Source organism: Rhodococcus sp. (in: high G+C Gram-positive bacteria), assembly GCF_049286785.1.
GTDB lineage: Bacteria > Actinomycetota > Actinomycetes > Mycobacteriales > Mycobacteriaceae > Rhodococcus_F.
In genome coordinates, this window is the sequence record NZ_JBAQEO010000155.1 from 1 (window position 1) to 11,562 (window position 11,562).

Annotated in this window: 13 protein-coding genes and 1 pseudogene; 10 read left to right on the forward strand and 4 right to left on the reverse strand. The window is 65.4% G+C overall.

Going from position 1 to position 11,562, the window contains the following annotated elements; genetic code table 11:
• The first annotated feature begins 18 nt into the window (after positions 1 to 18).
• The 7 genes from WAW17_RS06175 (at position 19) to truB (ending at position 5,899) form a co-directional block, all read left to right on the forward strand.
• Positions 19 to 309 (forward strand): DUF503 domain-containing protein, encoded by a 291-nt coding sequence (locus WAW17_RS06175; RefSeq protein WP_422332132.1) that lies wholly within the window; start codon positions 19 to 21, stop codon positions 307 to 309.
• Positions 310 to 422: 113 nt separating this feature from the next.
• Complete coding sequence (gene rbfA, locus WAW17_RS06180) at positions 423 to 911, forward strand: 30S ribosome-binding factor RbfA (RefSeq protein WP_422332120.1); 489 nt, start codon at positions 423 to 425, stop codon at positions 909 to 911.
• Positions 912 to 921: 10 nt separating this feature from the next.
• Complete coding sequence (locus tag WAW17_RS06185; protein ID WP_422332121.1) at positions 922 to 1,920, forward strand: DHH family phosphoesterase; 999 nt, start codon at positions 922 to 924, stop codon at positions 1,918 to 1,920.
• Positions 1,921 to 1,932: 12 nt separating this feature from the next.
• Positions 1,933 to 3,321: an MATE family efflux transporter gene (locus WAW17_RS06190; protein WP_422332122.1), complete on the forward strand. Its 1,389-nt coding sequence runs from the start codon at positions 1,933 to 1,935 to the stop codon at positions 3,319 to 3,321.
• 5 nt (positions 3,322 to 3,326) lie between these two features.
• Positions 3,327 to 4,256, forward strand: a complete 930-nt coding sequence (locus WAW17_RS06195; protein ID WP_422332123.1) for a metallophosphoesterase family protein — start codon at positions 3,327 to 3,329, stop codon at positions 4,254 to 4,256.
• Entirely contained in the window at positions 4,253 to 4,936 is a 684-nt protein-coding gene (gene npt, locus WAW17_RS06200; RefSeq protein ID WP_422332124.1) for a 4'-phosphopantetheinyl transferase Npt, read from the forward strand. The genes WAW17_RS06195 and npt overlap by 4 nt, the downstream gene beginning before the upstream one ends.
• Before the next feature lie 48 nt (positions 4,937 to 4,984).
• Entirely contained in the window at positions 4,985 to 5,899 is a 915-nt protein-coding gene (gene truB / locus WAW17_RS06205) for a tRNA pseudouridine(55) synthase TruB (RefSeq protein ID WP_422332125.1), read from the forward strand.
• A 4-nt stretch (positions 5,900 to 5,903) separates the two neighbouring features.
• Here truB and WAW17_RS06210 read toward each other — a convergent pair whose 3' ends face one another.
• From WAW17_RS06210 to WAW17_RS06225, 4 genes are read right to left on the reverse strand one after another with little or no spacing between them, the layout of a single operon-like run.
• Positions 5,904 to 6,617, reverse strand: a complete 714-nt coding sequence (locus WAW17_RS06210) for a metal-dependent transcriptional regulator (RefSeq protein ID WP_422332126.1) — start codon at positions 6,615 to 6,617, stop codon at positions 5,904 to 5,906.
• 20 nt (positions 6,618 to 6,637) lie between these two features.
• The gene (locus WAW17_RS06215) at positions 6,638 to 7,531 is read right to left on the reverse strand and encodes a metal ABC transporter permease (RefSeq protein WP_422332127.1); all 894 of its coding nucleotides are present in this window, start codon (positions 7,529 to 7,531) and stop codon (positions 6,638 to 6,640) included.
• Positions 7,528 to 8,286, reverse strand: a complete 759-nt coding sequence (locus tag WAW17_RS06220; protein ID WP_422332128.1) for a metal ABC transporter ATP-binding protein — start codon at positions 8,284 to 8,286, stop codon at positions 7,528 to 7,530. Before WAW17_RS06220 ends, WAW17_RS06215 begins: the two co-directional genes overlap by 4 nt.
• Entirely contained in the window at positions 8,283 to 9,215 is a 933-nt protein-coding gene (locus WAW17_RS06225) for a metal ABC transporter substrate-binding protein (protein WP_422332129.1), read from the reverse strand. Before WAW17_RS06225 ends, WAW17_RS06220 begins: the two co-directional genes overlap by 4 nt.
• Positions 9,216 to 9,324: 109 nt before the next feature.
• Here WAW17_RS06225 and WAW17_RS06230 point away from each other — a divergent pair, with 109 nt between their 5' ends.
• The 3 genes and pseudogenes from WAW17_RS06230 to WAW17_RS06240 form a co-directional block, all read left to right on the forward strand.
• Positions 9,325 to 10,299, forward strand: a complete 975-nt coding sequence (locus WAW17_RS06230) for a bifunctional riboflavin kinase/FAD synthetase (RefSeq protein ID WP_422332130.1) — start codon at positions 9,325 to 9,327, stop codon at positions 10,297 to 10,299.
• A 109-nt stretch (positions 10,300 to 10,408) separates the two neighbouring features.
• On the forward strand, positions 10,409 to 10,678 hold the full coding sequence (rpsO, locus tag WAW17_RS06235; protein WP_422332131.1) for a 30S ribosomal protein S15: 270 nt from the start codon (positions 10,409 to 10,411) through the stop codon (positions 10,676 to 10,678).
• A gap of 333 nt (positions 10,679 to 11,011) precedes the next feature.
• Positions 11,012 to 11,562: pseudogene (locus WAW17_RS06240) on the forward strand (polyribonucleotide nucleotidyltransferase); the annotation flags it as partial.

Sequence of the window (11,562 nt, forward strand, 5' to 3'; positions counted from 1 at the left end):
CCCCGAAGGAGGAAAAATTTGTACGTCGGTGCGCTCGAGCTCGACATCTTGCTCGGTGACGTGCGATCTCTGAAAGAGAAGCGTGCAATGGTCAAACCGGTACTCGCCGAACTTCGGCGCTTCGGCGTCTCGGCGGCCGAAACCGGTGAACTGGACCGGTACCGCCGGTCGATGCTCGGCGTCACCATGGCGAGCTCGGCGGTCGACCATGTTCACGAAGTTCTGGACACGTGTGAGCGGCACGTGGCCGACCTACCGGAACTGCAACTGCTCGCGGTGCGACGGCGAATCTTCGGCCCTGAGGACTGACGACGGGCACCAGCCCCGACTCTGCACGAAGAACCGATCAGTGCAGAATGAAGTACAGCAAGTAACGAAAACACGACTACTCACGAGCGGCCAGGGGAAGGAGTCTGATTGTCATGGTGGATCCAGCCCGGGCACGCAAGCTCGCCAAGCGAATCGGCACCATCGTTGCGACGGCAATCGATCACGAAATCAAGGATCCTCGCCTGGCTTTCGTGACCATCACCGACACCAAGGTGACGGCCGATCTGCACGACGCCACCGTCTACTACACCGTGATGGGTGCCGATCTCGAATCGGAGCCCGATCTCGCGTCCGCCGCCGCGGGCCTCGAGAAGGCCAAGGGCGTCCTCCGCTCGAAGGTCGGGGCAGGTACCGGGGTTCGGTTCACGCCCACACTGACGTTCGTCGCGGATACCGTTCCGGACACCGCGCGGCACATGGAAGAGCTACTTGCTCGGGCACGTGCCGCCGATGACGAGGTGGCACGGGTAGCAGCGGCCGCGAAACCTGCCGGTGACCCCGATCCGTACAAGGAACCACGATCGGAAGACGCGGGCGACAGCGATGTCGACGAGCCCACCAGTTCCCGTCAGGCGGACTGACGCCCACAACATGACCCATACACACACGGCACTGCCTGATGTCGATCGCCACGAGGTGTACCTGCCGGAAGCGGTCGCTGTTCTCGAGGACGCGACGTCGGTGACGGTTCTGTGCCACGTCCAGCCCGACGCCGACACCATCGGCAGTGGACTGGCGCTCGCTCTGGTGCTCGAACGCAAGGGAATTCCGGTGCAGGTTGCTTTTTCCGCCCCGGAGGAGTTGCCGGAATCGATGCGGGAATTGCCGGGCACCCATCTGCTGGTTCCGGCCGATCACGTGCGGCGCAACGTCGACCTCGTCGTGACCGTGGATTGCGGCAGTGCAGGGCGGCTCGGCAAGCTCAGGGACCGCCTCGAGACCGCTGCGCACACGCTGGTCATCGACCATCATCGGTCCAACACGCGCTTCGGGAGCATGAATCTCATCGATGAGACCGCCGAGTCCACCACCGCGGTCGTGGCGCAGATCTTCGACCTGTGGAACGTGGACATCGACACGGACCTCGCGCACTGCCTGTACGCCGGTCTCGTCACCGACACCGGATCGTTCCGCTGGATACAGCCCGGTACGCACACCTTCGCCGAGAAGCTCCTCGCGACGGGAATCGACGGCGCACGCATCGCCCGCCAGTTGCTCGACACGCACCCCTTCGGCTGGTTGCGGATGCTTTCCTCGGTCCTCGGTTCGGCAACCCTGGTTCCGGACGCAGTCGGCGGAAGAGGCCTCGTCTACGCGGTCGTCACCCGGTCCGACATCGGAGATCTGCGGTCCGAGGAGATCGAAAGCATCATCGACATCGTCCGAACCACATCCGAGGCGGAGGTCGCGGCGGTGTTCAAGGAGGCCGCGGACGGTACGTGGTCGGTATCGCTGCGGTCGAAGTCCGACGTCGACGTGTCTGCTGTCGCGGAACGTCTCGGCGGTGGGGGACACCATTTCGCGGCGGGCTACACGGCGGTCGCGGACGTGGGCGAGATAGCCTCGGTCCTCGTCGCATCGTTCGGCTGAGGTGCGTGTCGCTTGGCTGACGTCGCCGAGGGAGTGACCGGGGACGCCACCGCGCGTCGGGTGTTCGGATTGGCATTGCCGGCGCTGGGAGTACTGGCCGCCGAACCGCTCTATCTGCTTTTCGACCTCGCCGTCGTCGGGCGGCTGGGCGCTCTGGCCCTGGCCGGACTTGCCGTCGGCGGCCTGATCCTGGCTCAGGTGAGCACGCAGCTGACGTTTCTGTCGTATGGCACGACGGCGCGGGCATCGAGGATGCATGGATCGGGCGACGAGCGCGGTGCGGTCCGTGAGGGTGTTCAGGCGACCTGGCTGGCGATCGGTATCGGTTCACTCGTGGCAGTCGTCGTTCAGCTGTGTGCCGGCCCGGTCACCTCCGTGATCGCGGGTGGATCGGAGATAGCGGAGGCTGCTGAGAGCTGGCTGCGGATAGCGGTGTTCGGTGCGCCGCTGATTCTGATCTCGATGGCGGGCAACGGCTGGATGCGCGGTGTGCAGAACACTGTGCGGCCTCTGCGTTTCGTCGTCATCGGATTGCTGGTCTCCGCGGTGACCTGCCCGGTGCTCGTGCACGGGTTGTGGGGTGCGCCGCGTTGGGCGCTCGAAGGTTCTGCGGTCGCCAACGTGACCGGCCAGGCTGTCTCGGCAAGTCTGTTCGTCGGAGCGCTGGTGGTAGAACGCGTCCCGCTGCGTCCGGAGTGGCGGGTGATACGAGCCCAGATGGTGCTCGGACGTGACCTGATCATGCGGAGCCTCGCGTTCCAGGCTTGCTTTCTGTCGGCAGCCGCAGTGGCGGCCCGGTTCGGCGCTGCAGCGGTGGCGGCGCATCAGGTGGTGTTGCAGCTGTGGAATCTGGTGGCGCTGACCCTCGACTCGCTGGCGATAGCGGCGCAGGCCTTGGTAGGGGCCGCCCTCGGCGCCGGATATGCGAGTGGAGCCACCCGGTTGTCGTGGCGCATCACCCGCTGGTCCGCTGTTTTCGCGGCAATGCTGGCGGTGGTGTTCGCCCTCGGCCACGGGGTGATCCCCGAGTTGTTCACCACTGATCCGGGGGTGCTGGACGAGATTGCGGTGGCCTGGTGGTTCTTCGTGGCGCTCATGCCGTTCGCCGGCGTGGTGTTCGCTCTGGACGGTGTGCTTCTCGGTGCGGGAGACGCTGCGTTTCTGCGCAACGCGACGCTGGCCTGCGCGCTCGTCGGATTCCTGCCCCTGATCTGGTTGTCGCTGTTCATCGACTGGGGGCTCGCGGGAATCTGGACAGGACTTACGGTGTTCATAATCCTTCGGATGCTCGCGGTGGTGTGGCGCGTCGCATCGGGACACTGGGCGGTGGTCGGTGCCGACCGGCAGGCTCGACCCGGATTCGACGGCGGTCCGGCGCGGGAACACGATCGGGAAAGGTAGTGCACGTGGCAGCCAAACTGATGGCGGTGAGCGATACCCATGTGGGGCACAAGGGAAATCGGCCCATCACCGAGGACATCTATCCGGATTCGCCCGACGACTGGCTGATCGTCGCCGGCGACGTCTCGGAGAGGACCGACGACATCCGGTGGGCACTGAGTCTGCTCCGCAGCCGATTCGCCAACGTCATCTGGGTCCCCGGCAACCACGAACTCTGGACGACGGCAAAGGATCCGGTGCAGATGCACGGGGTTGCACGCTACGACTACCTGGTGAACATGTGCCGGGAGATCGGTGTCGTCACGCCCGAGGATCCGTACCCGGTCTGGGAGGCGGAGGACGGTCCCGTCACTCTCGTCCCGATGTTCCTGCTGTACGACTACACGTTCCTTCCTGCGGGGGCCACCACCAAGGACGAGGGCCTGCGCATCGCGCGGGACAAGAATGTGGTGGCCACGGACGAGTTCCTGCTCTCCAGCGAGCCGTTCGGCACCCGGGATGCGTGGTGTCGCAGCCGGGTCGAAACGACGAGGGCGCGCCTGGATGCGTTACCCGCCGGCACCCGGACCGTCCTGATCAACCACTTCCCGCTGGTGCGCGAACCGACGCGGGTGCTCTGGTATCCGGAGTTCTCGCTCTGGTGCGGTACCGAGCTGACGAAGGATTGGCATACGCGTTACAACGCCGTGTGCGCCGTGTACGGGCACCTGCACATCCCGCGCACCACCTACTACGACGGCGTGCGATTCGAAGAAGTGTCCCTGGGCTATCCGCGGGAGTGGCAGAAGCGGGGTCTCCCGGACAGGCTTCTGCGCCAGATCCTTCCGGTGCCGGAGTATCCGCCGGGATCGCTCAACAAGTGGGGCGGGCATTTCAAGGTGACACCGGAACAGGAAGCCGAAGTGGAGAAGATGAGGGCGAGGGGCGGCCGGTGATCGAGCGAATTCTGCCGTCCGGTGTGGTGTCTGCCGAACTGTTCGACGATCCGCCGGACCTGCGCCCGATGCCACAGGAGGAACCGCTGATAGGCAGGGCGGTGGAGAAACGTCGCCGGGAGTTCGTCACCGCCCGGCACTGTGCCCGCCTGGCGATGAGCAAACTCGGCGTGGATCCGGCCCCGATCCTGCGTGGGGAGAAGGGTGCGCCGCGCTGGCCGCGCGGGGTGGTCGGCAGTCTCACCCATTGCGACGGATACCGCGGGGCGGTGCTCGGATATTCGATGCAGGTGCGCTCCGTCGGAATTGATGCCGAACCGCACGACACCCTGCCCGACGGGGTGCTGGACGCGGTGAGTCTCGAGTCCGAACGCGAATGGCTCGCAAGCACCGCGAATTCGGCGGACTGGCGCTCGGGCACCGGTCACCCGGTGCACCGGGATCGGCTGTTGTTCTGCGCCAAGGAGGCAACGTACAAGGCATGGTTCCCGCTCACCGAAAGGTGGCTCGGTTTCGAGGACGCACACATCACCCTCGACTCTTCGGGCGACGGGACGGGCACGTTCCATTCGGAGCTGCTCGTCTCCGGTGAAACCCTCGACGGCCCGCCGCTGGCGTCGTTCGACGGCCGGTGGATGGTGTCGGACGGCCTGATCATCACTGCTATCACGGTGCAGTGAGCATGGGCGATTTCGGCGGTGGTAACCCTGCTGGCAGAATCGGTAGACGTGTCGGTACGTGAAAAGCCCTCTTCCGGTCTGGTCGGCGCCGGTCTGCTCATCGTCGACAAGGACGCGGGGATCACCAGCCACGATGTGGTGGCCCGATGCCGCAAGTTGCTGAGAACGCGGAAGGTCGGGCATGCGGGCACTCTCGATCCGATGGCGACGGGCGTTCTCGTTCTCGGTGTCGAGCGGGCCACCAAACTGCTCGGACTGCTCGCACTGACCACCAAGGCGTACACGGCCACGATCCGGTTGGGTCAGGCCACCACCACCGACGACGCCGAGGGTGAGGTGCTGACGGAAGCGGACGCCTCCGGCGTGACGGATGCGGAGATCGCCGAGCACGTGGCAGCTCTCACCGGCGACATCTCCCAGGTGCCGGCGAGTGTGAGTGCCATCAAGGTGGACGGTCAGCGTGCTCACGCCCGGATCCGGGCGGGGGAGAGTGTGGAACTCGAGGCACGGCCGGTGACCGTGTCCCGGTTCGATGTGGTGGCACGCCGCGACGAGGGAACCTTCGTGGATCTGGACGTCGACGTGGAGTGCTCCTCGGGCACCTACATTCGGGCGCTTGCCCGCGATCTCGGGACGGCACTCGGTGTGGGCGGCCATCTCACTGCACTCCGCCGGACGCGGGTAGGACCGTTCACGCTCGAGCACGCCCGCACCCTCGAGGAACTCGCCGAGAATCCCGGGGTCAGCCTCGACATCGACGCCGCCGCGCGGACGGCGTTCCCGCACCGTCTGATCAACGCCGACGAGGCGGAGGCGATCAGTCAGGGTCGGTGGCTCGAGCCGATCGGGCTCGAGGGCGTGTACGCAGCCATCGATCCGGAAGGTCACACGATCGCGCTGCTCCAGGAACGGGGAAAGCGCGCCGGATCCGTGATGGTGGTTCGTCCGGCGACACTCAGGTAGGGCGTCAGACCAGCCAGATGGCATGTGCGGCCGGGTGGCCCAGTTCCACGGAGTCTTCGCTCGTTCCCAGTCGAACCGAGACGGTTCCCGCGTAGTCTCGGCGCTCGAGCAGCGTGACGGAGACATCGAGTGCCACGCCGACCGAGTCGAAGTACCGCAACATCGCAGGATCCGAATCCGAGATCCGCGCGATCCGGCCGCTCTCACCGTTCGTGAAGTCACTGAGCTGCCGGGCCGGGGGAGTCGGCACCGATCCGTCCACCGTGGGAATCGGATCCCCGTGCGGGTCGCGCTGGGGATGTCCCAATTTGGCGTCCATCCGGGCGATCATGAGATCCGAGACCGCGTGCTCGAGTATCTCGGCCTCGTCGTGTACCTCGTCCCAGCCGTACCCCAGTTCGTTGACCAGATACGTCTCGATGAGACGGTGCCGGCGGACCATTCCGATCGCGGCGATACGGCCGGCTTCGGTGAGGGCGATGGACCCGTAGCGTGCGTGATCGACGAGCCCCTGATCGGACAGTTTCCGGATCGCTTCGGACACCGTGGACGCAGAGACACCGATCTTCTCGGAGAGCAGTTTCGTGGACACCCGTTCCGGGGACCACTCCTGAATGGTCCAGATGACCTTGAGGTAGTCCTGGGCCACTGCCGACAGGGAGCCGGTGTCGGATGGGAGGTCCTCTGTCACGGTCGGGTCATTCTTGTTGACGGCCACGTGACGAGCTTAGGCAAGGATTACTCCGCGGACACATCGGACACACTCGGCGCCGACGATCGGATGGCGGTACGCGCTGCGAACCACGACGTGAGCACGCCCTGGCTGGGCCCGAACAGGTAGGCGACGACGAACACCGAACTCTGGGCCAGCACGATGATCCCCCCGGTGGACGCATCGAAATAGTAACTCGCGTACACCCCGGCCACCGCGCACCCGATGCCCAGCGCCGGCGCGATCACCAGCATGCGAGAGAAACGCTCGGTCATCAGATAGGCGCTGCTGCCCGGAATGATCAGCATGGCGACGACGAGAATCACGCCCACTGCCTGGATCGCGACCACGATCGTCACGGCCAGCAAGGCGAGGAGAAGAGCGGACAATCTCGCAGGCGAGATACCGAGCGCGTGCGCCTGGGTTCGGTCGAAGGCGAAGAGCATCAGATCCCGCCGCTTCGAGATCAGGACGGCGAGGGCGAGGCCGCCGAGGCCGAGGACCTGCCAGAGATCTGCGTTCGTCACACCGAGCACGTTGCCGAACAGGATGTGTCCTAGATCGATCTGGCTGGGATGCTTCGAGATGATGACGAGGCCGAGCGCGAACAGGGTGGTGAAGACGACCCCGATAGCCGCGTCCTCCCTGATCTTGGTGGTGGTGCGGACGACACCGATCATGGTGACCGCGGCGACCGCGAACACCAGGGCGCCCACAGCGAAGGGTGCGCCTACGAGATAGGCGAGGGCGACCCCCGGAAGAACCGAGTGCGATACGGCGTCGCCCATCAGGGACCAGCCGATGAGGACGAGCCAGCAGCTGAGCAGCGCACACACCACCGATGCGGCGACGGAGACCACCAGTGCCCGTTGGATGAAGCTGTAGCCCAAAGGTTCCACCAGCACGTCGATGAGGTTCACCGCGGCGCCTTTCCGTTGTCCGGGGCGGGTCGAAGGGGGTCGACACCGAATGCGAGTGCGAGGTTCTCGGGTCTGAGGACCTCCTCGGGACTGCCGTGGACGAGGACCCGTCGATGCAGCAGAAGAGCGTCGTCGCAGAGCGCGGGAAGCCCGTGCAGGTCATGGGTGGCGACGAGAATGGACCGGCCCTGTGCCGCCAGATCCCGCAGCAGCCGGATGATCGTGGCCTCGGTCTTCTTGTCGACCCCGGCGAACGGTTCGTCGAGCAGCAGCACCGACGCCCCCTGCGCGATCCCGCGGGCCACGAAGGCGCGCTTGCGTTGTCCGCCCGACAGGCGGCCGATCTGCCGGTCCGCCAGATCGGTGAGTTCCACCTGCTCGAGCGCATCCGCGACCACGGCATGATCCACAGGTCTCGGACGGCGGTACCAGTTCTGTTTTCCGTAGCGGCCGGTCATCACCACGTCGCGCACGCTCACGGGGAACGCCCAGTCGACGTCTTCGCTTTGCGGTACATAGCTCACGGCACCCCGGCGACGCGCCACCGCTGGCGAATCGCCCTCGATGGTGACGGTGCCCGACGCCGGCTTGACCATTCCCATGACGGCTTTGAAGAGTGTCGATTTCCCCGAACCGTTCATGCCCACGAGTCCGCACACGTTGCCGGCCTCGAGGGTCAGTGACGCCCCGTCGAGCGCGACGACGTCGCGATAACGCACCGACAGCGACTCCACCCGGACGGCCGGCGCGATCATGATGACCCGAGCAATCCGTCGACGATGGTCTTCGTGTCGTGTCGCAGGAGGTCCAGATAGGTGGGGACCGGACCGTCCTCCTCGGACAGCGAATCGACGTACAACACTCCGCCGAAGCGGGCGCCGGTGTCGACCGCTACCTGCTTCTGCGATTTGTCGGAGACCGTGGATTCGCAGAAGACTGCGGGAACGGCGTTGGCGCGCACGTAGTCGATGGTGCGCTTGATCTGCTGCGGGGTGTCTTGTTGGTCGGCATTGACTGCCCACAGGTACGCCTCGGAGAGCCCGGCGTCCCGGGCCAGGTAGCTGAACGCTCCTTCGCACGTCACGAGGGCACGCTGGTGCGCGGGCAGCGCGGCGAGCCCGGCGGACAACTCGTCCTGCACCGTCTGGAGTTCGAGCTTGTATGCCTCGGCCGCGGTGCGGAACTCGGCGGCGTGATCGGGGGAGAGTTCGGCGAATGCGGCCGCGATGTTGTCGACGTAGACCCGGGCGGCACGAGGTGACATCCACGCGTGCGGATTCGGCTTGCCCGCGTACGCGTCCTCCGTGATCGAGAGCGTTTCGATTCCGTCGCTGACCACCACGTGCGGGGCGTCGACCTCGGCGACGAACTTTTCGAACCACTGCTCGAGTCCCAGTCCGTTGTCGAGGATCAGGTCGGCGTCGGCGGCGTGCCGGACATCTGTCGGCGTGGGTTCATAGCCGTGAATCTCCGCGCCGGCTTTGGTGATCGACTCGACCCGCACGTGTTCCCCGCCGACGTTGCGTGCGATGTCGGCGAGCACCGTGAAGGTGGTGAGAACCAGAGGCCGTGGATCGTCGGCGTCGGCTTGCGCACTGCAACCGGAGACGACGACCAGAGCGGCGGCGAGCAGCGCGACCACCCGTCCGCGGGTTTCGCACCGGCGAATCCAGAGTTTCGGCATGACGAAATTTGTACCCGAACAGTGAGGGTGCTGTCCATCGGGCGAGGCGTGTGGCCGGCCGGGCGGTCCGGAGATGACCGTCCGGGCGTCGCCCCGTAGGCTGCCAGTCGTGCTGAGATGGCGTGGTCTCGACGAGGTTCCTGCCGACTGGGGTCGTTGTGTTCTCACGATCGGCGTATTCGATGGCGTGCACCGAGGTCACGCCCAACTGATCAGCCGGGCTGTGGCGGCTGCACACGAACGTGGAATACCCAGCGTCCTCATGACTTTCGATCCGCATCCGATGGAAGTTGTTCGTCCGGGTAGCCATCCGGCCCAGCTCACGACCTTGGCTCGCCGGGCGGAACTCGCCGAGGATCTCGGCATCGACGTGTTCTGTGTCATGCCGTTCACCGCGGAGTTCATGAAGCTCACCCCCGAGCGGTACGCGCACGAAATCCTCGTGGAGCGACTGCATGTGGCCGAGGTGGTCGTCGGTGAGAACTTCACCTTCGGGAAGAAGGCGGCGGGCAACGTCGACCTTCTCCGTCAGATCGGCGAGCGTTTCGGTTTTGCGGTGGACGGCGTCAAGTTGCTCGCCGAGCATGCCGTGACCTTCTCGTCCACCTACATCCGTTCGTGCGTCGACGCCGGCGACATGGCGGCGGCCATGGATGCACTCGGCCGTCCTCATCGCGTCGAGGGAGTGGTGGTGCACGGTGACGGCCGGGGTCGGCAACTCGGGTACCCCACCGCGAACGTCGCACCGCCGATGTATGCGGCGATACCCGCGGACGGTGTGTACGCCGCCTGGTTCACGGTGCTCGGGCACGGAGTCGATCTGGGAACGGTCACGTCGGGCGAGCGGTACATGGCTGCGGTCTCGGTGGGGACCAACCCCACGTTCTCGGGCCGGACGAGAACGGTCGAGGCGTTCGTTCTCGATCGCGAGGCGGACCTGTACGGGCAGCACGTCGCCGTCGATTTCGTCGAACGGTTGCGGGGCATGGAGAAATTCGATTCCGTTGACGAACTGATCGCGGCGATGGGCCGGGACGCCGAGCGCGCCCGCAAGATCCTGTCGGCCTTCGAAGACGCGCGGTAAACGGGTTCCATTTCTGCTGGTAAAGTGATCCGCTGGCATGTGCTGCGGTTCGCGGTGGCCTGCCAAAGTCTGGATCCTTTCACGCGAACGTCATCACCAGGAGTGAACAGTGGCATTGACCACCGAAGAGAAGAAGCAGGTCCTGAGCGAGTACGGCCTGCACGAGACCGATACCGGTTCGCCGGAGGCGCAGGTGGCCATGCTCACCAAGCGCATCGTCGATCTCACCGAACACCTCAAGACGCACAAGCACGACCACCACTCCCGCCGCGGCCTGCTGCTGCTGGTCGGACGCCGTCGTCGCCTGCTCAAGTACGTTCAGAAGGTCGACATCGAGCGTTACCGCTCGCTGATCGAGCGTCTCGGCCTGCGCCGCTAGAGTCTCGATCCGGCGCTGATCATTCGCAACACGGCAATCATTTCGATCGCCAAACACTCCGTTAGCCAGCGGGGCCTTGCTTAGACTGGGCCTCGCTGGCTATCGGCGTATCGCTGCCGAGGGCAGCACTACCGTATGCACCAGAGAATGTGGTGACGGTCTTCGGTAGTGGTCTTCCGGACATGATCCGGCGGACTTCGATCGATGGCCGCCTCCGCACAGAAACATCCCGAGGACTCGAGAGGGGGATGTTCCTCAGGTGCGCAGTTCTCGCCAGGAGGGTGAGAACGCCCACGCGGGTACGGCGAAGACGAGAGGGAAGTGAAAGAAGAGATGACAGAGAATTCCGCAGTAGAGATCGATGAGGGTGTGTTCGAATCCACCGCCGTCATCGACAACGGGTCCTTCGGCACCCGCACCATTCGGTTCGAGACCGGACGCCTGGCCCAGCAGGCCGCAGGCGCAGTCGTGGCCTATCTCGACGACGAGACCATGTTGCTGTCCGCCACCACCGCCGGCAAGCACCCCAAAGAGAACTTCGATTTCTTCCCGCTCACGGTGGACGTCGAAGAGCGCATGTACGCCGCGGGCCGCATCCCGGGCTCCTTCTTCCGTCGTGAGGGTCGTCCGTCCACGGACGCGATCCTCACCTGCCGCCTGATCGACCGGCCGTTGCGCCCGTCCTTCGTCGACGGTCTCCGGAACGAAATTCAGGTCGTGGTGACGGTGATGAGCCTCAACCCGCAGGACCTGTACGACGTCGTCGCCATCAACGCTGCCTCCGCGTCCACTCAGATCGCAGGCCTGCCGTTCTCCGGACCTGTCGGCGGCGTGCGCGTCGCGCTCATCACCTCGGAGGACAACAAGGCCGGTCAGTGGGTCGC